Below are 24,684 nucleotides of genomic sequence, written 5' to 3' on the forward strand. Positions count from 1 at the left end.
GGAGTAACACCATGAAATTCAAGATCGCGCCGCTTGCCCTGATGTTTGCCCTGAGCGCACCGATTGTTCACGCTGCCGAGACAGCCCCCTATGTCTACCGTGAGGTGGCCCAGGCGCCAGCCAATGTGAAAGACCGCGAGATTGCCGGGCTGTTCGACCGCTGGAACAGCGCCTTGCAGACCGGCAACGTTAAATCGGTAGTGGACCTCTACGCACCGGGCGCCGTGTTGCAGCCGACCGTGTCGAACCAGGTGCGCACCACGCCGGAGCAGATCACCGACTACTTTGACCACTTCCTGGCGCTCAAGCCAGTGGGCCAGATCAACTACCGCGAGATCCGCCAACTGGGCAGCAACGTCGCCATGGACAGCGGTGTGTACACCTTCACCCTGACCGAATCGGACGGCAAGGTGCGCCAGGTGCAGGCACGCTATACCTTTGTCTATGAGCAGGTGGGCGGGCAGTGGAAAATTCTCAACCATCACTCTTCGGCGATGCCGGAAGTGCAGGTTAAACACGCCGGGAAGTAACCGCTTGAGCAAAATGCCCATGCCTGTGCAGGTGTGGGCTTTTTGCGTCCAGCGCCGTTGAAGGGCTGACGTTACGCGGCTGTAATGCACGAATGGCGTTTTTCTTGCGCCCATTCTTTGCTCTATAAATCCAATAAATCGTGGGTAATCGTATAGTTTCAGACGTTAACACCCAAAATACTGGATTTAACAAGCTTGTTAGTCACTGTGGTTAATTCTATAGTTACGGGGGTTAACTGGCAGAGCATGGGCTGGGTACACACTATGTTGGATTTAAGCTTCAGCAAGCCGAGCGAGGTCGTCAAGCGCCTCTGCGATCGCTTGCGCACAGAGCGTCTGGCGCTGGACATGACACAAGCCGACCTGGCCGGACGTGCCGGCATCGGCACCAACACCGTTTCCAACCTTGAAGCCGGGCGCAATGTCGGGTTCGAGAACCTGGTCCGGGTGGCGATGGCCCTTGGCCGGACCAAGGAACTCGAAGGCCTGTTCCTGCCTAAGCTGGACAGCATCGAGGATATTCGACGCTACGAAAACAGCGCCAATCGTCTGCGTACCAAGAGGAAGCCCGGCAATGCTTGAGCAGGTGAACGTCTTCTACGAGGGCTGGGGCGAGCGGTGGCAATGGGGCACGCTGGTGTCCACGACCGCCTTGACCGGTCGCCCATTGATCCTGTTCGAGTACAGCCATCAAGCCAGGCAAAGGGGCTTGGAACTGTCCTCCTATACGCTGCCGTTGGAGGGGGCTCAACTGCGCCGCGACTTTCCAGACCATCAACTGTACTTGCCAGGGCCTGTTTACGACGCGTTGCCGGATGGGTGGGGCATGTTGTTGATGGACCGACTGTTCCGGCGCCGCGGGCTCACCACCGCGCGCATCGGCCCACTGGAACGGCTGGCCTACGTCGGCAGCAGCGCGATGGGCGCCATGACATTCGAGCCCGTGGTACCCGAAGGGCTGGAATCCACTGCCCACATTTCGCTGGAGCGGCTTGCCACCGAAGTGCACCAAGTGCTCCATGGCGATGGGGGCGAGTTCCTGCAGACGTTGCTGCTGGTGGGCGGCTCGCCTCAAGGCGGCAGGCCCAAGGCCCTCGTCTATCGCGATCTGGAAACGGGAAGATTCACCACCGCCGTCACGCCGGGTTTTGAAGCATGGTTGATCAAGTTCCCGGCCAAAGAAGAACAGGCCGAGGTGTGCGCCATCGAAATGGTGTATGCCCAATGCCTGCGCCTGTGCGGTATCGAGACCGCTGACACGCAGTACTTCAGTCTGCCCGGTGGGTTGGCAGCGTTTGCCAGCAAGCGATTTGACCGCCGGGACGGCGTGCGCATCCCCATGCAAAGCCTTGCGGCCTTTACGGGGGCCAATTACCGGTCTCCTGGGGTGTTGGACTATGTCAACTTCTTGCGGGCAACGCAGATGTGTACCAATGATGTGCGAGAAATGGCGGTGGCCTTCGAGCGTGCCGTCTTCAATGTTGCGTTCAACAACAGAGACGATCATCCCAAGAATTTTGCCTATGTCATGTCCAAAGGCGGTCAATGGAGACTGTCCCCGGCTTATGACGTGACCTTCTGCGAGGGGCCAGGCGGTTACCACCAGATGGACGTGATGGGAGAAGTCCTGTCGATTTCTCGCGCACACATGCTGAGGCTTGCCGAGGAAGCCGAGCTGCCCCCGGAGGTTGCAGGCCGAGTGATTGACGGCATTTGTGAGGTAGCAAGCCGGTTTGCAAGCATCGCCGAAGAGCTGTACCCACAGGCGATTACCCGAGACACCTTGCGCATGATCCAAGGTCGCATCGATCAGAACGTGGCTCTGCTACAACTCGATCAAAAGACAACCCTCAGCTCAGGATCGAAGCCGCCACGGCGAAAGAGCCCCTTCAAAAAGTGAAACGGCTCCGTGCAGGAAACGGTTGAAGCGCGCGGCATCACGGCGTAGCCCTGCCTGTTGGCCGCCAATCAGGCACAGATGGGCCATCTGGCCCATCACTTCGGCTTCGCCGGGCCTGTGTACCACGCTACGGCAGGTGCGTATGGCGAAGTCCAGGCGTCTTGCGTCCACACGCTGCTGGAACTCGCCCACCAACGGATCGTGCAGCGACCAGGCGCGGATGGAAATTTCCCGCCCGGGTTGTTTCTCAGCGGCAATACTCAAGTAGCGTTTCAAGGTTTCGCCGGCGCTACGACCTTGCGCGGCATAAGCGAGCATGCGCTCCGTGTAGTCTTCCTCCCAGGCGGCCAGCAAGGTGCGGACAAAGTCTTCGCGATTGCGGAAATGGTGATAGAAGGATCCACGGGTCACATTCAAGCGGCGCGACAGACTCTCGGCCGACACGCCAGAATGCCCCGCTTGGTCGAGCGCCTCAAAACCCGCCGCTATCCAATGGTGCCGCGTTAGTGTGCTCACCCGTTACTCACTCCCTATTTAGCGCCATACAGGCTGTGTATGGTGCGCAAACGATGGATAGGCTACGAACACCCGCATAGATGGCCGCTGCGTTTTGCAGGCCTGCCTGTTCATGGAGTTCGCCTTGAAGAAAATCGTTCTGGTTGCTTTCGACCACTTCACCGATATCGACCTGTTCCTGATGTGGGACATTCTAGGCCGCAATACGCAGGACTGGCACGTGCGAATAGTGGGTGCCAGTCCCACGGTGCGATCGGCGCACGGCCTGCCTGTTTCGGTGCACGGTCCGCTTCGCGAGGCCAACAGTGCCGACGCGGTATTGTTCGTCAGCGGTAAGGAAGGCATACCCGCTGCACTTGCCGCCCCGGATTTCCTGCCGGTGTTTGAACTAGACCCCAAACGCCAGCGCATCGGCGCCATCTGTGCCGGCGCTTTCATTCTCGAACGGCTTGGGCTGCTCAGCGGCCAGGCCACGACGCACCCGGATGCACGATCACAGCTGCAGGCTCTTGGAGTTGAGTGCATGGACCGGCCTCTTGTCTTCCACGGAAACGTTGCAACCGCTGGCGGATGCCTTTCGGCACTCTATCTGGTGGGATGGCTGGTGGAGTCCTGGTTCGATGTCGACAAGCGCCGTGCGACTTTGCTCCCGGTACTGCCAACCGGCCAGCAAGCGCTCTATGATGCCTTGATCGGGCTCAGTATTCGGCAAGCAGAAGTGGGCACGTTGACGACATCCCTTTGATCCATGCTCATGTCCCTTGGCACTCAGAAGAGATCCTCCCGATGCCCCGAGAATTCGCGCTCGTTACGGCCGTGCCTGTCCCCTCAAGGTCCGGCATCACCCACCTTTATCAATCGATGCACCTGGCTGACGCTTTTGCGATTCGGCTCCCGGCGGGCACGTCCGGTGACGCGGATGTGCTGGCGCGATTCATCCTTTCCCACCAGCCAGCGTGGGTCGGCTGGCTCATGACGGTGCGCGACACGATCGTTGCCTGTTTTGGTCTCAAGACCGCCAGGTACCTGGCATCACTGGCTGATCGGGTGGGCGTCTTCAAGGTCTACAGCACCCACCGCAGCGAAATCGTGTTGGGCGAAGACGACAAGCACCTGGACTTTCGCATATCGGTCATGTGTGCGGATGAGGCCGAGCCAGACGGCAGTCGCCAACTGGTTTTTTCAACCGTTGTCCACTGCCACAACCGCCTGGGCCGGGCCTACATTTTTGTTATCGCGCCGTTTCACCGCTGGGTTGTCAAGGCCAGTCTCGTTCGGGCAGCGCGCGTCGGTTGGCCGCTGGCTAGCTGCCCCTGAAGCGCAGGGCGCAGCGCTCCATTCATCAGCACTTCAGTTCAGCGAACGGCTGACATCATGCAGGCGCACGTCGCTCAGGTTGCCGGTGGAGGCCAACAGGTGCAACTGGGCCATCAGAATGGCATAGCGCTGTTGGACCAGACGTTGCTGGGTATCGGTGACCACCTGTTGGGCATCCAGCACATCGGTGTTGATGCGCGAACCGGCTTCGAAGCCGTGGGTCACGGTGGCGAGGTTGATCTGGCTGGAGTTCAGCACCTGCTTGAGTGCCTGGTATTGGCTTATGCCGTTAGTGACTTGCAGGTAGGCCTGACGTGCCATCAGCCCGGCGTTACGGCGCGCCTCTTCCACTTCATCCGCGGCCTTGCTTTGCAGTGCGTGAGCTTCGCGCACGCGGCTGCTGGTACGGCCGCCGCTGTAAAGTGGAACGCTCAACTTGACCCCTACCACGGTCTGGTTATAGCGATTCTGCGGCAACGTGACGTCGTACACATCACCGCCGACCGAAGCGAAGCGGCCATGGGCGGCGATCAGGTCAAGGGTCGGCAAGTGGCCGGCCCGTTCCTTGTCGATGTCCATTTCAGCCAGGCGCTGGGCAATCTGTGCCGATTGCACGGCCAGGTTGCCTTGTTGCGCGGTGCTGGCCCAATCACCAATGGCGGCGGGCATCGGGGCACTGAACTGCGGCTCTTTGCTTGACCAAGGGCGCGCCTGTGTGGCGGTCAATTGGGTGAGCGTTTCGTTGGCAATGTCCAATGCTCCACGCGCGCCAATCTGTTCGGCAAATGCCTGGTCGTACTTGGCCTGCACCTGTGCGAGCGTGTTGGCGGTGGTGGCGCCATCGGCCAGCAGTCGTCGGCTGCGATCCAGACGCTCGCGCAGCGTTTGCAGTTGTTGCGTGCGTGTATTCAACAGTTCCTGGTTGAGCAGTACATCGAAATAAGCGCGAGCAACGCGCAGCATCAGGTCCTGGCGCGCCTGTTCGGTGTGGACTTTACTGGCGCTGATCAATAGCTTGCTCTGATCGTGGGCGATCACGTTCTGCCAGCGCAGCAGTGGTTGTGTGAGGACTACAGCGTAGGCGTTGGTGTTATTGCGATTGCGGTGGTAGTCGGATGAATCCTCGGCATCGACCCAGGCCGCGCCGCCGGTGACAGACAAGTCCGGCAGCAGGTCGGCGCGGCTTTGCGGTTCCTTTTCCGCCGTGGCCAGTTGCTGGGCCTGTGCAGCGGCGAACTGCATGTCATGGGTCAGCGCCTTTTGGTACAGGTGATACAGGTCATCTGCTGACACCTGTGCGGGCGCGCAGGCCAGGGCCAGCAAGCACAGGGGCGTGAGCAGTGTGGTGGTTTCGAGACGCAGGCCTGGAATACGCAAGGGATGTGCTCCACTGAAAAATTTATCGACTGACGGTGCTTCTACGCATCATCAGCACCATTGGAATACCGATGGCCATCACGGCGCCCAAGGTGCCGAACAACATGCTGAACGCCAGCATTTGCCCCTGCTCGCGCGCTTGCAGGTAAGGCATCAGGGCTATGGCTTGCTGGTGGCTGGCCAGGCCCAGGGAGAGAAACAACGGGTCGGTCTCCACGCCTCCCCAGCCGCTCGCGACGAGACTGGATTCGGTGACGTGTTCGGAGAGCAGGCGATAGCGCTCCCACGAGAATCGCGTGAGCAGCGTGGCGGCGATGGCGATGCCGACACTGCCGCCCAGCTGGCGCATCAGGTTCAGGACCCCCGAGGCGCCGGAGATCAATGTCAGCGGCAGGCGGCGCATCGCCAGGTTGGTCAGCGGTACGAAGATCATGCCCAGGCCCAGGCCACGGATCACCAAGGGCCAGTAAAGCGTGTCCGGGTTACTGTCGAGGGTGAACTGGGTGTGCAGGAACATGGCATAGCAGTACATCACGATGCCCAAGGTCACGAACACGCGCTCGTCGATCCTGTTTTCCTGGGACAGCTTGCCGATCACCAGGGTGCTGATGGCGCTGGCCACCGCTCCTGGAAAAATCACCAGCCCGCTCTGGTAGGCGCTCTGTGCCAATAAGGTCTGCAGGAACAGCGGCACCATGAACAGGGTGCTGTACAGCCCGAAACCCACGCAAAAGGCACAGATGCAGCCCATCAGGAATTCTCGGTTCTGAAACAGCGCGACATTGACGATCGGGTTGGTCACCCGCCGTTCCCACCAGAAGAAGCCCACCAGGCTGAAGCTGCTGAGCAACAGGCAGGCGACGGTCCAGTTGGACGCCATCCAGTCCCAGTGTTCGCCGCGCTCGAGCAGGATCTGCAGGCTACCGACCCCCACGGCCAGCAAGCAGAAGCCGCTGTAGTCGACGCTGGTGGGTTTTTGCTCGTTGGGCGAGTCATTGATACACATCCAGCACAGCAGCAGGGCCACGGCGCCGATCGGCAGGTTGATCAGGAAGATCCAATGCCACGACAACGTGTCGATCAGGTAGCCGCCGACGGTCGGGCCCAGAGTCGGCCCCATCATCACGCCCACGCCGTACAACGCCATGCCGCTGTTGACCTTTTCCTTGGGGAACACGTCGTAGATGATCGCCTGGGAAATCCCCAGCAACCCGCCGCCTGCCAAGCCTTGCAATACCCGGAACGCGACCAGTTGCCACAGTTCGGCCGACAGTGCGCAGCCCAGGGATGCCAGCACGAACACTGCGGTCGATACCAGGTAATAGGTACGCCGCCCAAACCACGCCGACAGCCAGCCACTGACCGGCAGAATGACCACGTTGGCCACGACGTAACCGGTGGAGACCCACGAGATTTCATCGACCGAGGCACCGTAGGTGCCCATCAGGCTGGGAATCGCCACGTTGACGATGGTGACATCCAGCAACTCCATCATCGACACCAGCGTGACGGTGAACGCAATCAGGTAGGGCGACCTCATAGCGTCTGGCTGCCGTTGTGGTGCGTGGCGACTTCAACAAAGGCACTCATGCCCGGGCTCAACAGCGCCTTGTAGTTATCCGGCACACCGGTAAGCGCGATGCGTACCTGCACACGCTGAACCACCTTGGTGAAGTTACCCGTGGCGTTTTCCTGGGGCAGCAAGGAGAACTTCGCCCCGGTGGCCGGTGCCAGGCTTTCGACGACGCCGTCGAAGGTGTGCCCGGGGAATGCGTCCACGGTGACGCGGGCATTCTGGCCGACGCGTACGCGGCCCACCTGGGTCTCCTTGAAGTTGGCGGTGATCCACAGCGGGTCGGTTGCAATCAGGCTCATGAGCTTTTGGCCGGCAACCACGAACTGGCCGGGCTCCACCTCTTTTTTCGAAACAATGCTGCGCACCGGCGCGGTCTGGCGGGCGTCGTTCAGCTTGATCCTGGCTTGTTCCACTTCGGCTTGCGCGGCGGCGATCCGGTAGTCCTGCACCTTGAGTTCAGCCTTGTTGGCCAAGGTACTTTGAGTGGCGGCCTGGGTATTACTGCGCGCCACTTCCTGAGCATGACGAAGGGCGTCGAAACGCGCCTTGGCCACTTCCTGGTCCTGAATGCTCAGCGCACCTTGAGCACCCAGGCGACGGGCACGTTGGTAGTCGTTACGCGCTTGCTCAAGGTTGGCGCTCGACTGCGCCAGGGCCGCCTGCGCGGCTTCGCGCAGGGCAACCGCACCGAGGACCTGGCTGTCCAGCGCACCCGGGGCTCCGGCGCGCCCGGCGGCGGCAAGCAACGCTTGCCATTGTGCTTCGCGCTGCTGCAGCTGGTAGTGATATTCACTGTCGCGGATTTGAAACAACAGGTCACCGCTTTGTACTGTGACGTTGTCCATCACCGGCACACTGATCACGACGCCCGATAGCTTGGCCCGCACCGGGATAATCACCCCATCGAGTTCTGCATTGTCGGTACTCACGTAGGTGCTGGAATACTGCCAGCGCTGCCAGCCCAGCATCAGCAGCCCGCCCACCACGACGCCGCACAGCGTCAGTTTTACCAGCTTGCCTTTGGTCATGAGGTACTCCCTGTAGTTGCGCGTCTGTGTCAAGCAGGCTCAGAAACGGTTTCGACCTCACGCACAGGGCGATCCGCAGTGGAATGGGCCTTGTCCAGCAGGAACTGGTGCACGCTGTTCCACAGCTCGATCCGTGAATTGATCGCGGTCTTGGCACTCTCGACCATATGCAGGTGTTGCGCAGGTGTGGTGACGATCTCGGCGATGATGCGCTTGGCTGCCGGACCATGGTCGTCGCCGTCCATTTCGATGTGGCGCTTCAAGTAGTACGTGAGCATCGGTACATCGTGCTCACTGACCGACCATTGCGACAACAGTCGGCCGAACATATCGGGGATGATGTCTTCACGACCAAAGAAAAAGTACGCCAGCACCGCTTCGGTCGTGCCGTGTTGTGCAATGTCGAGGGTCTGGCACATGAACACTTTGGCGGCCGTTGGGATAGCCGGGTCGTTGAGCGCCTTTGCCAGGGGGACCTGGGCCTTGATCGCTGCCAGGAAGCGGCGGAATACCGTGCTGTCGGCACCGATTTCATCCATGGCCGTGAGGTACAGGTCCAAGTGGCTGATAAAACCGCCATCGGGGTGTTCGTCGGTTTCTTCGCCGACCACGATTTCATTGATCAGACGGGCGGCGGTGATGTGTACCGGCGGCACCCAAGGCAACTCCACACAGGTAAGGTCGCGCTGGATGCGCTTGAGCAAGGTCATGAAGTCCCACACGGCGAACACATGAAACTCCATCAGGGTGCGCACGTCTTCTACGGTGCGGATGTTTGCAAACAGCGGATGGCTGAACAGCTGTTCGCGTTCGGTTTCAATGTGGCTATCGATGTTAAAAGGCATAGGTGCTCCTGCGGCCTGAGGGTTCAGGCGGAAAATCCATGGGGAAATTAAGGGTGTTTGTCGTTCAGCGTGTTTCCACGATAGGGGTGGCGACTGCAGGCGTATCGGAAGGACCGAACGAAGCGCTTTTCAAGCAGGTATTGCCGGCCTGCATACCACCCCGCGTCCAACAGGTGGCGGTGTACCTGGGGCAGTCGCCAGCAGGGTACCGCGGGATAAAAATGATGCTCCAGGTGAAAGTTCGAGCCGGCGTGCAGCCAGGTGTTGACGCGCGAGGTGCGTGAGCGCGCTGGCGGCTGTTGATGGCCCGCTTCGAAAGCATGTTCCTGATAGGCATTGACCGCCGAGATCAGGAACGCCACCGCCAGGCTCAAGGAAAACCCCAGAAGCAGCCCGTCGATGCGCCAGATAACCAGCCCGTAAAGGCTGAGCCATCCAGCCTGGCAGGCAATATTGCAGCGAGCCAGCCGTTGCACCTCAATCGCACTCAGCGGCAGTGGCGATGGCGTGTTCAGTGGGCCGAAGGCCAGGCGCCAGGTGGCCTGCAGATAGCGCAGGGTGGCGACCAGGCGCGACAGCATGATGCGGCTTGCCAGCGTGTGGTAACGCGAAAAGAGCCGGTAGTCCGGGTCCTTCTCGCTGTTGCTGTAACGATGGTGTTGCCAATGGTCCACGAAATAACCGGTCACGCAGAACCCTGGCAGCAACGAACTGGTGGCAATGCCCAAGTAGCAACTGTGCAAGGGGTTCGCACTCAAGTTGAAGTGGAAACCTTCATGCCCAAGGATCGCTTGCAGAAACAACCCATATCCGGCCAATACCACCAACGGCGAGCACACCAGCACCCAAAACACGGAGGAGGTGTTCACCACCCACACAAACAGCGCGAGAGGTAACAGGTAGAGACTCAAGGCGTAGACAATGATCAGCAACGATTCTCCTGATCGGGCCCTGAACAAGGCACGGTCGAGGCGGACCTGGGGTTTGGGGTGCAGGTGACTGGCCATTGGCGGCGGCTTACTCGATCAGTTCAGGCTTGAGCGCCAGGTGGCCGCCACGCGTGAGCGTGCGCAGGCGCAGGGCGATAAAGGTATCAACCACGCTTGGCATGCAGCGCGCGGTGTACATGGCCAGCGTGCCCATGAACGTCAGCCCACGGTTGCGCAGGCCATTTTTCTGGCAGGCGCGCACCAGGCCGGCAGCGGCTGCCTCCAGTTTTTCTTCCAGCGACAGCAGGGTCTTGTCACCCCACTTGAACGTCACCAGGCGCTTGACCGACAGGCCCACACGCTGCGCCGGCAAGTGGATCGCAGTGTCAATGAACCCTGGGTACACCGTGACCACGTCGAGTTCGCCGCGATACTGCATGCGCAATACATCCGAATAAGCGCTCAGTGCGCGTTTGCTGGCAGCGTAGGCGGCCACGTAGGGCGCGTTCACCAGCGCGAACAGTGACGACACGTTGACCACTTTGCCGCGTTTGCGCAGCAACCCCGGCAGGAACCCCGAAACCAATTGCCACGGCGCGAACAGATTCACATCGACCGCGCGGGTCACTTCATCGGTAACGCCGGTTTCGCCGCGTTCCAGGGTGAGGATGCCGGCGTTATTGACCAAAATGTCGATGTCACCGAAATCGGTGCTGATAGCGCTGATTGCGGCGGCCAGGGCGTGACGGCCGCACAGGTCGACTTGATAAAACGCGTCCAGCAAGCTGCCGTCCTGCGGCGTAAGGATGTCTAGACCAATCACCGTGGCGCCCTGTTGCTTGAGCTTGCTGGCGGTCGCCAAGCCCAGGCCGCGCGCAGTGCCGGTGATTACGATGATTTTTCCGAGCAGGTTCATGGGTGCGCTCCGGTCATGCTGAAGGTTGAGTCGGTCAAGTAGGTGTCGAGGTTGGTCGCCATCGAGATCTTTGCCGGGGGATGGAATTGCAGGCCGCGGCAGGCCAGTAAGCCGTTGGAACTCTGGTTGCTGGTGATGAACGCCATCCCGCCCAACATGGCGTGGGCCTGGTCGGAAAGCTGGGCAAGCCGCTGCTCGATGCCGTAGCGGACCAGCAGCAGGCGGGCCAGCACGTTCGGCAAGTCCTGCGGGTTGCGCTCGATATCCAGGGCTGCGCCTTCCAGCGCACTGATCGCCAATTGCAGGTCGGCTGCCAGGTCCACGCGGTGATGCGCGCTCCAGCGTGCAGCGTCGGTCACTGACTCGACCAGACCCGCGCAGGCGCCTACATAAGACGCGCAAATCAGCAGTTCGAACCAGATAAACCCCACGGTCTGCACGTCACCCAGCAGGTGGGTGTAGCCGGCGGAAAACAGCATTCGCTCAGGCACCAGCACTTTGTTCAGGCGCACTTCGATGCTTTCAGCAGCGGCCAGGGCGCTGTTCTGCCAGAAGGCACTGCGGCTGATGCCCGATGCAGTGGCGGGAATCAAAGCGACCATCAGTTCTTCACCCGCCGGGGTTTGGCGGATATAGCTGGCAGTGAGCAGGTCCATCGACTGCCCGAGGCAGCAGGGCTTTTTGCTGCCGCTGAGCAATACCCCTTCTGGGGTGTGCACCGCCTGCATGGCCGAATCGAGGATCCCGGCGCCCGATGTGCCCTCGGCAAATCCCGACGACAGCAGCAGGCGGTTTTGTGCGACGGCGGCCAGCAACAGGCCTTCGGCGCCGCCGCCGTTTTGTGTGAGTGCCAACAAGCTCGCCACGGAAAACTGGTGCATGGTGCTGGCAACCGCCAGTGAGGGTGACCGTGCGCCAATAGCGATCTGCACATGCATTGCGTCGAGGATGTCCGCACCCAGCCCGCCTGCTGCGCGGTTGACCAACAGGCCCACCGGGCCATGTTGCTTGAACAGGGCGATGACGTCGCTTTGGGGGGCTTCGCGCTGGCCGGCCGGGATCGCCGCCAGACGCTCGTCAAAACCCGGGGCGTAGCGTTGAAGCAGGGCGCGCGAGCGGTTCAGCAGTGACAGTGACATGGTTCACGCCTTCAAGTAGCTCGCCGGAAACAGGCCGGTGATGATTGAGTGGATGTTTTCCCGAATGGCCTGTGTGGCCACCGGGTCGAGCATGTCCGCGAGCATCGGAAGGCCCAGGTCGAAGCGGGATTCAAAGGTGATGATCGAGTCTTTGCCGTCCGGCAAAACGTGCCAGGTACCGGAGAAGTGATCGACATCGCCGGCCATTTGCTCGAAATGAATTTCCCGGGTCTGGGCATTGAACGTGTCGCGCTCCTGCCACTTGAGGATGCCGCTGTGGAAGTTGACCTCCCAGGAGGTGAACGAGACCTGGTCGCTGACTTTGTTGACGGTGATGTTACGCACCGATTTACACAGCTCGACGTACTTGCTGAAATCGCTGATCACGGCAAATACTTCATCAGCGCAGGCATGGGGAATATGGGCCTGCACGTTGACTTCTTGCATGGGGAAAAACTCCATTCAAAGGGATGGCATTGAGGTGGCCAGCGCCTGCGCGAAGCCTTCGAGCAACCAGTTGCAATCCTCAGCGCTCAACAACGGCGACGGCGTGAGCCTCAGCACCCGATGGTCATTGAGCGAGTGGCACACAATGACTCGTTGCTCGATAAGGGCCATGACCATGTTTGCTGCGATCGACGCGTCGGCAAATTCAAAGCCGAACAGCAAACCCGCGCTGCGCAGCTCGACGCGCTCGGCCCAGCCCCGTTGTTGCAACAGCGCGCTGAAGCGGGCATGCAGGTCCTGGCCGAGCAGCCGAGCACGCGCTACCAGGTCTTCTTGCACCATTACCTGCAGCGTGGCCTGTACCGCCGCCATCGCCAGCGGATTGGCGCCAAAGGTCGAGGTATGGACCGTGGGGTTGCGGTTGAAAGGCGCATAGATCGTAGCGCTGGCAACCATGGCACTCACCGGTACGCAGCCGCCCGACAGGCTTTTACCTACCAGCATGATGTCGGGCACCACCTGCTCATGGTCGCAGCCCCACCAGTAGCCGGTGCGGCCCAGGCCCGACTGGATTTCATCGATAATCAGCACGGCGCCATATTGATTACACAGCTCGCGTACGCGTCGAAGGTAGCCCGGTGGCGGCAGGACCACCCCAGCTTCGGCCTGGATCGGTTCGAGGATCACGCAAGCCTTTTGCGACGATGCCCGCAGTTGCAGCTCCAGTGCCACGCTGTCGCCAAACGGCACAAAGTCGCTGTCGCTGAGCAATCCACTGAACGGCTCGCGATAGCTTTCGCGGCCGGTGACGGCGAGGGCACCGAGGGTCTTGCCGTGGAAGCCGCCGAGAGTTGACAACGTGCGGCGGCAGCCGTTGAGGCGGGCGAGTTTAAGACCGGCTTCAGTGGCCTCGGCGCCCGAGTTGCAAAAGAACACATACTCAAGATTGCCTGGGCAATGTGCAGCCAGTGCGTGCGCGGCGAAAGCCTGCTGCGGATTGAGCAACAGCTTGCTCGCCAGCGCATTTTTCTGCAGTTGCCGGGCGACCGCTTCCACGATCACCGGATGGCCATGGCCCAGGAAAAACACGCCGTATCCGCCGGCGTCCAGGTACTGGCGGCCTTGGTCGTCATAGATGTAGACGCCACGGCTGGACTGCTCGATCGGCAGGTTCATCAGCGAAGCGAGGCGTGCGTAGCCCGAGTTGACGTGCTTGCGTAAATACTGGTCGACCTGTGCGGCGTCGATGGCGGGTTCGACGACAAGCGGTTTCATGCCGCGCTCGCTTGTGTGGACGGTAACACCGGCTGCTTGAGCATCCTCGTCAAGGCTCCCAGCTTGGGTGCCAGGTGGTTGAGCGACAGCAGTAACTCACGGCTGACATCGCGCTGGCTGAACGCCGTTTCGCCGAGTAACTGCGGCAAGGACGTGGGCAGCGGCGTGCGCAGGCAGGCATAGCGGCACAGCTGCGTGGCGCGGGTCAGGGCGGCCTGGATATTGCCGGTCAGCGCCGGAAGAAATACCGGGCGGATCAACCGTTCGTAAATGTCCGGCGCCAGGCATCGTGGCCGTGTGAACGGTTGCGCCTGGGCTTGCATGGACTGGCACATCAGGTCCAGCAGACCATCTAGATCAAGGGACTGGGGACCGCTCGTAAGAAAATAGTCTTCGCCGATCAAACGCTGGCGCAGCGCATTGGTAATGGCCTGTGCCGCGACATCACGGGCGATCAGGTCGACATAGCCGGCAGACGGGCAGGGCACGATGGGCAGCACGCCGGACATCATCAGCCCCATGGTCATATGGAAGCCCTGGAAGTTAGGCATGAACCCGGTCTTCGCATCGCCAATGATGATGGATGGACGAAAAATCGACACATCGATACCGGCCGAGCGAACCAAGGTTTCGGCTTGGCGCTTGGCGACTTCGTAAGGGGTCTCGGCTTGCACGCCTTCGTAATAGTCGCAGGGATGGGTGAAGGCGGTGCTGATGTGATACAGCGGAACCTTGGCTTGCTTCACAAAGGCCACTACGTTTTCGGTGCCGAGATAGTTCACCGAAAAAATCTGATCGATATCGCCGTCCAGGCGAGTCACCGCTGCGGCGTGGATCACCCAGTCAACACGCTCAAGCAGCGCTGAATGAACGTCGGCGGCCAGCCCCAGGCGAGGGCTGCAGATATCGCCCGTGAGCACTTCCACCCGGGGATCGCGGATGCGGCTTTTACGCGCCAGGCAGACCAGGTCAAAGTCTTCCGCCAGGCAGTCGATCAGTGACTCACCCAGTACGCCTGAGCCTCCCGTGAGAAGGACAGTTAATTTTTGCTGTGCTGACATGTAGTTGCGCTTCCCTGCGGACTCATCGAAACAATTAACGGGGCCATTCGCCGAATCGCAGGCACGGGTGCCCCGAGCGAACACTTTTATTCACGGTCGGTGCCGCTGAATTGTTCTGGAGGGAGACGATCAGCGCTTACCGTTTTTGCGAATAAGATGCGATCGATATTGGCGTTTTGATATCAGCGCGTCTTGAACGAAACGCTTGTCTTGCGCAAAACCTCTGCGGCGGTGCGCGGCGTCATACCGATCATGCGACGCATGATGCGGGCCAGGTGCGCCTGGTCGGAGAAGCCACCTTCGGCGGCGGCGTCCGATATCGTCGAACCGCTGGCCAGGGATTTGGAGGCCTGTTCTAATTTGTTCCAGATGATCCACTGGGAAAGGGACACCCCCATCTGGTGGGTGGCGACGCAGCGCAAGCGTGGGCTGGACAACCCCACCGCATGGGCAGCGCGACTGACGCAACCGGGACCGTCGCGGTCCAGGCGCAGAATATTCAGGGCTTTGTACAGCCTATGGTCGATCGACGTGGTAATCGCGAGCAAACGCGAGAGGGCGTCGACAAATTGCAGGAGGGATGTGGCGCGGCGAAAGCACTCCAGTAATTCGTCACTGGCCACGGCGATGCCATTGTCTTGCAGCAATGCATTGAGCGCACGGCCCAATGCCGAGTCCGGGCTGACATACACAAACGCCACTGGATGACTGTCGGCCACGGCCCGGTGTTCGACATTGGGGCCGATGATCACACCCGCTGCGCGGATCGACTGTCCGGGCAGTTCCAGGGTGACGGGTTGATCCAGACCGATGCACAGCTGAATGGCAACATGGGAGTGGGCGGTGTTTTGATCAGCACGGCCAATGTAGCCGGCCCACGAGTCGCCAAAGGTAACGCTGCCATCCCACATTTAAGGTCTTCCTGACGCATTGGGTGAGTGTTGCACGCGTGCAGGGTAGGCCTTCGCAGGTCTGGATTCAAGTGAGTGGCGTCCTCCAAAGCATGCCTGCGGGGTAGCGCGGGAACGCAATGGTGCTCGGTGGCACAGTCCTTTTGAAATGGCTGTGCCACCTGCCTTTGCGGTAGTTACGGGTTGTCGATGCCTATCGATGCAGATGAACAACTCACTGACAGCCCGGAACGCAAATGCCTCACTGCTCCTGGCTGCAATCACGCGGGGTGATGCCTTTCTCTTTCGCGTACCCGGCTGCGGAGGCTTCGATGATCGGTCGCAGCAGCGCACGGTCGGCTTGTACCCAGTCGCTGATCAGGTTCCAGCGCTGGCCGTCCCATTGCTGGAAGCGCACGGCGCCGCCGCCTTCGTGGTCGGCGCAGGACAGTTTCAGCGGTTGCACCAGGCCCTTGGCGCCCAGCGCTTGCAGGCGCGCGTCGTCCAGGTTCAAGTGCTCGAAACCCCAGCGCACTTGCTCGCCCGTGAGGGGCTTCTGGCCATATTTTTCCTGGGCCAGGCGCAGGGCTTCGACGTTGAGAATGCCGTTGACCACGCCCAGGTTGTAATACACGGTGCCAAATCGTTTGGGGTCGGCCAGGTTGCCCTTGCCGGCATTCACCACGCTTTGCGCGATGCCTTGCAGCACCGGGAAGTCAGTGCCCGACGGGTGCGTGGTGATCGAGATAAACCCCTTGGCGGCGGCACCGGCCGGTACCACGTCTTCTTCGGAGTTGCTCCAGATATTGCCGATGATGTGATCGGCCGGGTAGCCGACTTTCTGCGCGGATTTGAGCGCCACCGGGTTCATCACGCCCCAGCCGCGCAGGATCACCCAGTCGGGCTTGAGGCGACGGATGTTCAGCCACTGCGATTGTTGCTCGTTGCCGGGGTGCGGCACTTCCAGCAAGGTCAGTTCGAAGCCGGCGTTTTTCGCCAGGGTCTGGAGCACGCCGTTGGTTTCCTTGCCGTAGGGCGAGCCGTGGTAGAGCACCGCGATTTTCTTGCCCTTGAGCTTGTCGGCGCCGCCTTCGCGCTGGCCGATGTAGTTGATGATCGCCGAGACTTCCGAATACGGGTTCAACTGCAACGGGAATGCGTAAGGGAATACGCTGCCGTCGGTGGAGTCGGTGCGGCCATGGTTGATGGTGATCAGCGGCAACTTGTCGGCCGTTGAACGTTCCAGCGTGGCGTAGGCGATGCCCACTGACAGCGGGTTGGTGGCGGCGGCCGGCGCACCGTTGAGCCCGCCCTTGAGGCGTTCATAGCATTCGACGCCTTTTTCCACCACGTACTCGGTCTCGCATTCGCTCCAGGTCAGCTTGACGCCGTTCACTCCGCCGTTGGCATTGATGTATTGCAGGTAGTCGATGAAACCGCCGAAGAAACCGGTACCGCCAGCGGCGTAAGGGCCGACCCGGTAGCTCTGCAAGGGGAAGTACTGTTCGTTGGCGGCCTGGGCGCCGGCCGTGAGCCCAGCGGTGATCAGGGCCAGGCACAGGGCCAGGCGGCGCAGCGATAAGCGGTGTGTCATGGAGGTCATTCCTGGGGGGGTTATTGAGTTCAGTAACGCAGCGGCCAAACCCTGGCCCGTTGACGAAAGCGCTGCCACAGACGGGCCAGCCCCTCCGGTTCCTTGATCAGAAAAACGATAATCAGCGCGCCAAACAGCATCTTCTGGATGTTCTCCAGCTGGCCCGCGTCCATCAGCCCGGCGGGCAACAGGGCGAAGAGGTTGCCCAGCAGGATCGGGAATAACACGATGAACGCGGCGCCGAGAATGTTGCCGAGCACGCTGCCCAGCCCGCCGATAATGATGATGAACAGCACCTGGAACGAGCGGCTCAGGTCAAAGCCGTGGGGTTCCACCGTGCCCAGGTAGGCGAACGCCCACAGGGACCCGGCGACGCCCAGGTAGAAGCCGCTGATTGCAAACGCCAGCAGCTTGGCCTTCAACAGCCCAATACCGATGACGGCAGCGGCGGTGTCCATGTCGCGCACGGCCATCCAGTTACGCCCCAGTTCGCTGCGCACCAGGTTTTTACCCAGCCAGAACAGCGCCACCACCACGGCTAGTGTCAGCACGTAGCGGCCGCGCGGTGAGCTGAAATCCAGTCCGCCAATCAGCAGCGGCGGGGAGGTGATCACGCCGGACGCGTTGTCGTTGGTAAACCAGCTGAAGCGGGTGAGTACCCACTCCACCACGAATTGCGCGGCGAGGGTCGCCACCAACAGGTAAAACCCCTTGATGCGCAGGCTCGGCAAGCCGAAAAACACCGCCACCCCGGCGGCGATCACGCCACCCAGGGCAAAGCTCACCAACAGCGGCAGGCCGGGCAGGCGTAAATGCAGGTTGTAGGCGGCAAACGCGCCAACGGCCATGAACGCCGCCGAGCCCAGTGAGAGTTGCCCGGCGTAGCCCGTCAGCAGGTTGAGCCCCAGCCCGGCCAACGACAGCACCAGCAGCGGCACCAGGATCGCGCTGAACCAGTAGTCATTGCCCAGCCAAGGCACCGCAAAAAACGCCACGCCCAGCAGCAGCCACAGCGCGACGCGGTCCTGACGCGGGCGAAAGGTGCGGCGCTCGGCCGCATAGGAGGTGCTGATTTGACCGGTTTCTTGATACAGCATGCAGGTAGTTCCCCAAGGACAATCAAACCCGTTCGATGGCGCGCTCGCCGAACAGTCCGGCAGGCCGCACCAGCAGGAACAGCAACGCCAGGACGTACGGCACCCAGTTTTCAATGCCGCTGCCGATGAGCGGGCCGAGGTAGATCTCGGCGACTTTCTCTGCCGCGCCGATGATCAAGCCGCCGACAATCGCCCCGCCGATGGACGAGAACCCGCCGATGATCAGCACCGGCAGCGCCTTGAGCACCACCAGCGAAAGCGAGAACTGCACGCCCAGGCGCGCACCCCAGAGCAACCCGGCCACCAGGCCGACACACCCTGCCACCGCCCACACCAGGGCCCAGATGCGGGGCAGGCGGATACCGATGGCCATGGACGCCAGCGGGTCGTCGGCCACCGCGCGCAACGACAGGCCCACCCGCGTCTTGTTGAACAGCAGCGACAGGACGATCACCAGCACGGCTGCGGTGCCGGCGGCAAACAGGTCGAATTGCGAGAGCAGCATGCCGCGGATTTCCAGCGGTTCGTCGGCGATGCCCAGGTCCAGTCCGTGCACCTGTGCGCCCCACAGGAACTGCGCAAACCCTTCGATCATGTAGGACAGCCCAAGGGTGGCCATGAACAGGATGATCGGTGGCCGGTTGACCAGCGGGCGCAGCACGACTTTTTCAATCAGCAGCGCCAGCACCACCATGCTCGCCAGGGTGACCAGGAACGCCCAGGCGAACGGGAAGCCGCGCTCCAACAGGCTGACAAACGTCAGCGCGGCAAACAGCACCATGGCGCCCTGGGCAAAATTGAACACGCCGGAGGCCTTGTAGATCAGCACAAAACCAATCGCCACCAAGGCATACATCACACCCGCCAGCAGCCCGCCGATCAGCACTTCGAAGAAAAATTCCATGCTCAGGTACCCAGGTAGGCGGCGATCACATCGGGGTTGGCGCGCACCTGTTGCGGGGTGCCGTCGCCGATCTTGCGGCCGTAGTCGAGCACTACCACGTGGTCGCACAGGCCCATGACCACGCCGATGTCGTGTTCGATCAACACCACGGTGGTGCCGAACTCGCGGTTGATGTCGCGGATGAACTGGCTCATCTGCGCCTTCTCCTGGGCGTTCATGCCGGCCATGGGCTCATCCAGCAACAGCAGGGTGGGTTCGGCGGCGAGGGCGCGGGCCAGTTCGACACGTTTTTGCAGGCCATAGGGCAGGGTGCCGACCAGCACATGGCGCCAGGGATGGATCTGTAGAAAGGCAATCACCTTTTCCGCTTGCAGGCGGTGCGCGTCGTCCTCACGCGGTGCCCGGCCCAGGCGCAGCATTTGCTCGAGCCAGCTGCTGCGGCGCTTGAGGTTGCGCCCGGTGAGCACGTTATCGAGCACGCTCATGCCCTTGAACAGCGCGATATTCTGGAAGGTCCGCGCAATGCCGCCTTCGGCCGCCTGGTGCGAACGCATGCGTTTGCGGGTCTGGCCTGCGTACTGGATGCTGCCGCTTTGGGGGTGGTAGACCCCATTGATTACATTCAGCAACGAGCTTTTACCCGCGCCGTTAGGGCCGATCAGGCCGCAGATGTCGCCGGCCTTGACCTCGAAGCTGATGGAGGTGATGGCCTTGATACCTTTGAACGACAGGGAGATGTCATCGAGCCGCAGTAATACCGCTTCAGTGGGTGTGTGCATGGAAGGCTCGTCAGGCAGATTGAGGCAGCAAGTGGTCGCTGGGTTCGTGGCGGGAAGCGGGTTCTTGCCAATGGCCGGGACGGATGCCCAGGGCACCGAAGAACGCCGCACTGTCCGGATTCAACGCTGGCCCGACCAACAAAGGCACGCGCAGGCGGCTCATCCCCAGTACATCCAGCAACGGCCGACGGACCAGCCAGTACCCCAGCCAGCGGCGTAGGGGGGATGGGCTCGGCTGCATGGCCCAGCGGTACACGCGATGGCTGAACGTCCCCGGCAGCGGCAGCCGTTCACGCACCCACTGTTCCAGGCGTGCATAGGATTCTCGGGTGCCCAGCACCAGGGTCGGGCCCAGTTCGCGACGGTCGGTGTCGCGGGTGGCCAGGGCCTCCGGAAAGTTCAGCCCAAAGCCGGCATGCAGCCAGGGCGCAAGCAGGTAGCGTGCTTGCCCGCTGGCGGCAAACACCCGTGCGGCCAGGGCCTCGTCGTCGGCGCCGAGGTGTTCCCGGTCGACCAGCGCACGGGCGCCCACGAGCAACTGCGCATGGGTCAGGCGCAGGGTGGTCTCGGCATGAAAGACGAAGGCCGTGGCGTCGGGTTGCGGCGTGTGGGCGGGGGGCGAGGCATCGGTACGCAAGTCGGCATAGTCGATCAAGCCGGCGTCCGGGTACTGGCTCAGGCCACGCCCGTCGAGGAACACCACCACGTCGCGCTCACGCAGTTGTTGCAACGTGTCCAGGTCTTGCACGATCACGAAGCGCGGCCGCAGCACGTTCAACAACGCCTGGTTGTCGCGCTCCGGGTCGAGCAGTGTGACGCTGGCGCCCAACCATTGCGCCGCCAGCGCCAGCAACAACGCTTCGGGACGCGCCTGGCTGATGATCAACAGGTCATCGTCACGCCCCAAGCTGCGCTGATGCAAGGCAGCGGCGAGCTGGCTGACCTCGCGAGCCACCTCGCTCCAGCTGCGCTCATGCCAGATGCCCAGGCGCTTGTAGCGCAAAGCGATCGCCGACCCGCGGATGTGGGCTTGACGCAACAGCGCGTGGGGCAATGTCTGGGACATGGATGCATCCTTCGGGGTAGGAGCAAAGGTGATTGCATGCGCCATGCCAGAGGGATAAATGCTTTTATTTCAATTAGATACGTAACGTATCTGGTAATTGGCGTGTGTTGATTCAGTACAAGCTGTCCAGGCACTGTTGGTGCAGGAACAGTGCTGTCAGCCGATGGTTAGGGGCAGAAGCAAACGAGGTACGCGACGGTGTGTGCAGTTTCAAACCGGGAAGGTGATTCAGTTCGTCAGACCTTTTAGAAATTCAACCGATTTAGCATGGGCATTGCTCATATGCCTGAAAACCAGCGTGTACGTTCTACTCGGGGTCGCTTTTGTTAATGTAAATGCGCAAAAAACACCTCTGGCATCTGCCTAACATGGACCATCCATTACAGCAGCATCAAGATGCCAGGAGACCTACCGTGCGCTTTGTAAATCCCATCAAGCACAGTTTAAAGAGCGCCAAATCGACAGTCGGTTGTTGGTTGACGCTCGCGAGTCCTGCTGTCGCCGAACTGATTGCCCATTGCGGTTTTGATTGGTTGGTCATCGATGCTGAACACGGCCCTAGTGATACACAGGATATCGCTGCTCAACTTAGGGCGATTGATGCTGCAGCCTTTAATGGGGCAAGAGCGGTAAGTGCTGTGCGCGTCACCGCCAATGATCCTTCTATGGTCAAGCGCGCCATGGATTGCGGGGCGCAGACGATTATTTTTCCCAACATAAATACGGCGGCCGATGCAAAGGCCGCAGTGGCGTCCATGTTATTCCCATTGCCCAAACAACCGGGCATCAGAGGTGTAGCAGGAATGGTAAGAGCAGGGAGCTATGGGTTGGACAGCGACTACGTCAAATCCTCAAACAGCCAGGCTTGCGCCATTGTTCTGATCGAGTCGGTGGAGGGGGTAAAGAACGTTGACGCTATAGCTGAAGTCGAGGGCGTGGATTGCCTGTTCATCGGCACAGCAGACTTGTCTGCGAGTATGGGCTATCTGGGCCAGACCGGACACGCTGATGTAAAGGCTGCAGTCGAGAAAGTCTTGGCGGCGGCACGCAAGCAGTCCAAGGCAGTCGGCATCTTTGCAACTTCGGTGGAAGAGGCCCGCCAGTACCGGGAGAAAGGTGTGACCTTTATCGCGCTGCATTCTGACACTGGATGGCTGACCAAGGGGGCGACGGACGCCTTGGACGCACTTAACTTAAAAAAATAATACAGCAGTGATGGTCGAGAAGTTTAGATCAATCGTTCGTTATTTAAATGAGTCAGTGGAGATTTTAAATGTCAATGTCAGACCGTGATGGGAAAATCTGGAAAGACGGTGAGTTGGTGGAATGGCGTGAGGCCAATACTCATATTTTGACCCATACACTGCATTATGGCATGGGCGTGTTCGAGGGTATGCGCGCATACACAACGCCACGCGGACCTGCAATTTTTCGACTGAAAGAGCATATTCGCCGTCTTTTTAATTCCGCAAAGATTTTTCAGCTGGAAATTCCTTTTGATGAAGAAACCATTCGTAACGCGTGCGTAGAAGTCGTCCAAGCAAACAAGTACGACGCTTGCTATCTGCGCCCTTTGGTTTGGATTGGCTCGGATTTTTTGAGCATCGCGGCAAAAAATAACACAATTCATGTTGCTACAGCTGCCTGGCCCATGGGCTCATACTTGGGGGAGGAGGGCATGGAAAAAGGTATTCGAGTAAAAACGTCGTCTTTTACCCGCCATCATGTCAACGTTTCCATGGTGCGTGCAAAAGCTTGTGGTTATTACATCAACTCCATCCTGGCTAACCGAGAGGTCACTTCGCTCGGGTTTGATGAGGCGTTGTTGCTCGATACTGAAGGTTATGTAAGTGAGGGTGCAGGCGAGAATGTTTTCATGGTTCGAGACGGGGTTATTTACACCCCCGATTTAGCGTCTTGCCTGGAGGGTATAACGCGTGATTCGGTGATGATTATTGCTCGAGATTTGGGTTTCGAAATTCGGGAAAAACGAATTACTCGCGACGAGTTGTATTGCTGCGATGAGGCATTCTTCACGGGTACTGCTGCTGAAGTCACACCGATTCGTGAGCTCGATGGTCGGACAATCGGTGCAGGCTCGCGAGGTCCTATCACCCAACAGCTTCAAGAGATCTACTTCTCCGCAGTACATGGCACTAATGAAAGATACGCTCATTGGTTGACCTATGTGTGATGACCAAATGAAAATCGATTCTTATTCATAAAATATCGGAGGCGCTACCGAGGCTGAGTATAGGTGCACAGGTAAGTGCGAGCCGTCAGCATTGTCTAAAACAATAATAATATTCTTTGCTTAATTGCTAGCCATCTATGTCATTCAGCCCTGGAGTCTCCATGAAAAAAATTAGCGTTGTATCGATGATGATTGCCTCTGCGTTGTGTTCAGCCGTCGGGGTAGCCCATGCTGAAACTATCAAAATTGCAATCGCTGGGCCTATGAGTGGGCCTGTGGCTCAATACGGAGATATGGTATCCGCAGGTGCCTTGACGGCTATTGAACAAATGAATGCTGCAGGTGGTGCAAGCGGCCAAACATTTGAAGCTGTGATGATGGATGACGCGTGTGAGCCTAAACAGGCAGTGGCCATTGCTAACAAAATTGTCAGCCAGAATATTCGGTATGTGATCGGTCACGTCTGTTCGGGATCTGCTATTCCTGCGTCAGATATTTATGAGAATGAAGGCGTGCTGATGATTGCCCCTTCGGCAACAGCCCCTCAGTTGACTCAAGGTAAAAATCGAACGCTGATTTTTCGCACGATCGGCCGAGATGATCAGCAAGGGCCTGCGGCTGGTAAATACATAATTGAACACGCCAAACCAAAGCTCGTCGCCATTTTGCATGATAAGCAATCCTACGGCCAAGGTATCGCGACGTCAGTAAAGCAGACCATTGAAAAAGCTAACGTGCCTGTGGCGATGTTTGAAGGCATTAATGTTGGGGATTCTGACTATTCTTCTGTGATCACCAAACTCAAAGTCCTGGGGGTCGACTTTGTGTATTTTGGCGGCTATCACCCAGAGATGGGGCTTCTGCTTCGCCAAGCGCGTGAGCAGGGCCTGAAAGCGGTATTCATGGGGCCGGAAGGGGTGGGCAATCAAGATGTTACCGCTATTGCGGGAGCCGCTTCAGAAGGGATGCTTGTGACATTGCCCGCTGACTTCTCGGCCGATCCAGCAAATGCGGCGCTCAATAAAGCGTTTACCGATAAAAAGCGCGACCCGGGCGGCCCGTTTCAGCTTTCTGCATACACCGCTGTCAAGGTAATTGGCGACTCTATCAGTGCAACGAAGAGTTCGGATCCAAAAACAGTATCCCAGTACATGCATAGCCATCGATTCACTACGCCGATTGGTAATATTGCGTTTGATGCTCAAGGTGATCTCGAAGCCTTCAAGTTCGTTGTTTACACTTGGCATAAAGATGCCACGAAAACAGTAGCTGAATAGGCTATACCCACGTCGCCTCACTGCTGT

General features: G+C 59.8%; 25 protein-coding genes. 8 read left to right on the forward strand and 17 right to left on the reverse strand.

Features of this window, described 5'->3' with window-relative positions:
- Window positions 1-11 precede the first annotated feature (11 nt).
- The 3 genes from C4J85_RS12785 to C4J85_RS12795 all read left to right on the forward strand — a co-directional run bounded on the left by C4J85_RS12785 (window position 12) and on the right by C4J85_RS12795 (window position 2,430).
- Window positions 12-530 (forward strand): SgcJ/EcaC family oxidoreductase, encoded by a 519-nt coding sequence (locus tag C4J85_RS12785; protein ID WP_124407136.1) that lies wholly within the window; start codon window positions 12-14, stop codon window positions 528-530.
- Between the two features lie 264 nt (window positions 531-794).
- A complete protein-coding gene (locus C4J85_RS12790) occupies window positions 795-1,112 on the forward strand; it encodes a helix-turn-helix domain-containing protein (protein ID WP_124366960.1) in 318 nt (105 codons plus the stop codon).
- Entirely contained in the window at window positions 1,105-2,430 is a 1,326-nt protein-coding gene (locus C4J85_RS12795; RefSeq protein ID WP_124409789.1) for a type II toxin-antitoxin system HipA family toxin, read from the forward strand. The genes C4J85_RS12790 and C4J85_RS12795 overlap by 8 nt, the downstream gene beginning before the upstream one ends.
- On the opposite strand, the gene C4J85_RS12800 is transcribed toward C4J85_RS12795, so the two are convergent.
- On the reverse strand, window positions 2,386-2,946 hold the full coding sequence (locus C4J85_RS12800) for a TetR/AcrR family transcriptional regulator (protein ID WP_124370646.1): 561 nt from the start codon (window positions 2,944-2,946) through the stop codon (window positions 2,386-2,388). The two genes, C4J85_RS12795 and C4J85_RS12800, sit on opposite strands and share 45 nt — an antisense overlap.
- Before the next feature lie 124 nt (window positions 2,947-3,070).
- Here C4J85_RS12800 and C4J85_RS12805 point away from each other — a divergent pair, with 124 nt between their 5' ends.
- Together C4J85_RS12805 and C4J85_RS12810 are read left to right on the forward strand one after the other, a co-directional pair.
- Window positions 3,071-3,691 carry a DJ-1/PfpI family protein gene (locus C4J85_RS12805; protein WP_124370647.1) on the forward strand — a complete coding sequence of 207 codons (621 nt, stop codon included), beginning with the start codon at window positions 3,071-3,073 and terminating at the stop codon, window positions 3,689-3,691.
- A gap of 41 nt (window positions 3,692-3,732) precedes the next feature.
- The gene (locus tag C4J85_RS12810) at window positions 3,733-4,263 is read left to right on the forward strand and encodes a DUF2867 domain-containing protein (protein ID WP_124409790.1); all 531 of its coding nucleotides are present in this window, start codon (window positions 3,733-3,735) and stop codon (window positions 4,261-4,263) included.
- Between the two features lie 33 nt (window positions 4,264-4,296).
- Here the strand turns inward: C4J85_RS12810 and C4J85_RS12815 are convergent, their stop codons facing one another.
- The 16 genes from C4J85_RS12815 to C4J85_RS12890 all read right to left on the reverse strand — a co-directional run bounded on the left by C4J85_RS12815 (window position 4,297) and on the right by C4J85_RS12890 (window position 21,186).
- Window positions 4,297-5,640 carry a TolC family outer membrane protein gene (locus tag C4J85_RS12815; RefSeq protein WP_124409791.1) on the reverse strand — a complete coding sequence of 448 codons (1,344 nt, stop codon included), beginning with the start codon at window positions 5,638-5,640 and terminating at the stop codon, window positions 4,297-4,299.
- Window positions 5,641-5,662: 22 nt separating this feature from the next.
- Window positions 5,663-7,180 (reverse strand): DHA2 family efflux MFS transporter permease subunit, encoded by a 1,518-nt coding sequence (locus C4J85_RS12820; RefSeq protein WP_124366966.1) that lies wholly within the window; start codon window positions 7,178-7,180, stop codon window positions 5,663-5,665.
- Entirely contained in the window at window positions 7,177-8,244 is a 1,068-nt protein-coding gene (locus tag C4J85_RS12825; protein ID WP_124409792.1) for an HlyD family secretion protein, read from the reverse strand. Before C4J85_RS12825 ends, C4J85_RS12820 begins: the two co-directional genes overlap by 4 nt.
- A 29-nt stretch (window positions 8,245-8,273) precedes the next feature.
- On the reverse strand, window positions 8,274-9,089 hold the full coding sequence (locus C4J85_RS12830; protein ID WP_124404122.1) for a DUF3050 domain-containing protein: 816 nt from the start codon (window positions 9,087-9,089) through the stop codon (window positions 8,274-8,276).
- A gap of 47 nt (window positions 9,090-9,136) precedes the next feature.
- A complete protein-coding gene (locus tag C4J85_RS12835) occupies window positions 9,137-10,021 on the reverse strand; it encodes a fatty acid desaturase (protein ID WP_256657907.1) in 885 nt (294 codons plus the stop codon).
- Between the two features lie 85 nt (window positions 10,022-10,106).
- Entirely contained in the window at window positions 10,107-10,934 is an 828-nt protein-coding gene (locus tag C4J85_RS12840) for an SDR family oxidoreductase (RefSeq protein ID WP_124409793.1), read from the reverse strand.
- Entirely contained in the window at window positions 10,931-12,073 is a 1,143-nt protein-coding gene (locus C4J85_RS12845) for an acyl-CoA/acyl-ACP dehydrogenase (protein ID WP_124409794.1), read from the reverse strand. The genes C4J85_RS12840 and C4J85_RS12845 overlap by 4 nt, the downstream gene beginning before the upstream one ends.
- 3 nt (window positions 12,074-12,076) lie before the next feature.
- Entirely contained in the window at window positions 12,077-12,520 is a 444-nt protein-coding gene (locus C4J85_RS12850) for a type II toxin-antitoxin system RatA family toxin (protein ID WP_124404126.1), read from the reverse strand.
- A gap of 15 nt (window positions 12,521-12,535) precedes the next feature.
- Window positions 12,536-13,795, reverse strand: coding sequence for an aspartate aminotransferase family protein (locus tag C4J85_RS12855; RefSeq protein ID WP_124409795.1), 1,260 nt, complete (start codon window positions 13,793-13,795; stop codon window positions 12,536-12,538).
- Entirely contained in the window at window positions 13,792-14,856 is a 1,065-nt protein-coding gene (locus C4J85_RS12860) for an SDR family oxidoreductase (protein WP_124366973.1), read from the reverse strand. Before C4J85_RS12860 ends, C4J85_RS12855 begins: the two co-directional genes overlap by 4 nt.
- A 182-nt stretch (window positions 14,857-15,038) precedes the next feature.
- The gene (locus C4J85_RS12865; protein WP_124409796.1) at window positions 15,039-15,767 is read right to left on the reverse strand and encodes an AraC family transcriptional regulator; all 729 of its coding nucleotides are present in this window, start codon (window positions 15,765-15,767) and stop codon (window positions 15,039-15,041) included.
- A 241-nt stretch (window positions 15,768-16,008) separates the two neighbouring features.
- The gene (locus tag C4J85_RS12870; protein ID WP_124409797.1) at window positions 16,009-17,340 is read right to left on the reverse strand and encodes an ABC transporter substrate-binding protein; all 1,332 of its coding nucleotides are present in this window, start codon (window positions 17,338-17,340) and stop codon (window positions 16,009-16,011) included.
- A 29-nt stretch (window positions 17,341-17,369) separates the two neighbouring features.
- Entirely contained in the window at window positions 17,370-18,437 is a 1,068-nt protein-coding gene (locus C4J85_RS12875) for a branched-chain amino acid ABC transporter permease (RefSeq protein WP_124409798.1), read from the reverse strand.
- A gap of 22 nt (window positions 18,438-18,459) precedes the next feature.
- On the reverse strand, window positions 18,460-19,341 hold the full coding sequence (locus tag C4J85_RS12880; protein ID WP_124409799.1) for a branched-chain amino acid ABC transporter permease: 882 nt from the start codon (window positions 19,339-19,341) through the stop codon (window positions 18,460-18,462).
- Window positions 19,342-19,343: 2 nt separating this feature from the next.
- Entirely contained in the window at window positions 19,344-20,120 is a 777-nt protein-coding gene (locus tag C4J85_RS12885) for an ABC transporter ATP-binding protein (protein WP_124409800.1), read from the reverse strand.
- A gap of 10 nt (window positions 20,121-20,130) precedes the next feature.
- Window positions 20,131-21,186, reverse strand: coding sequence for an AMP-binding protein (locus tag C4J85_RS12890; RefSeq protein ID WP_124409801.1), 1,056 nt, complete (start codon window positions 21,184-21,186; stop codon window positions 20,131-20,133).
- A 413-nt stretch (window positions 21,187-21,599) separates the two neighbouring features.
- Here C4J85_RS12890 and C4J85_RS12895 point away from each other — a divergent pair, with 413 nt between their 5' ends.
- The 3 genes from C4J85_RS12895 to C4J85_RS12905 all read left to right on the forward strand — a co-directional run bounded on the left by C4J85_RS12895 (window position 21,600) and on the right by C4J85_RS12905 (window position 24,657).
- A complete protein-coding gene (locus C4J85_RS12895; protein WP_218567707.1) occupies window positions 21,600-22,391 on the forward strand; it encodes an HpcH/HpaI aldolase/citrate lyase family protein in 792 nt (263 codons plus the stop codon).
- Between the two features lie 68 nt (window positions 22,392-22,459).
- Entirely contained in the window at window positions 22,460-23,380 is a 921-nt protein-coding gene (locus tag C4J85_RS12900; RefSeq protein WP_124407152.1) for a branched-chain amino acid transaminase, read from the forward strand.
- Window positions 23,381-23,541: 161 nt separating this feature from the next.
- Window positions 23,542-24,657 (forward strand): branched-chain amino acid ABC transporter substrate-binding protein, encoded by a 1,116-nt coding sequence (locus tag C4J85_RS12905; protein WP_124409803.1) that lies wholly within the window; start codon window positions 23,542-23,544, stop codon window positions 24,655-24,657.
- Window positions 24,658-24,684 lie beyond the last annotated feature (27 nt).

The sequence above is a fragment of the Pseudomonas sp. R4-34-07 genome, assembly GCF_003852375.1.
Taxonomy (GTDB): Bacteria; Pseudomonadota; Gammaproteobacteria; order Pseudomonadales; family Pseudomonadaceae; genus Aquipseudomonas.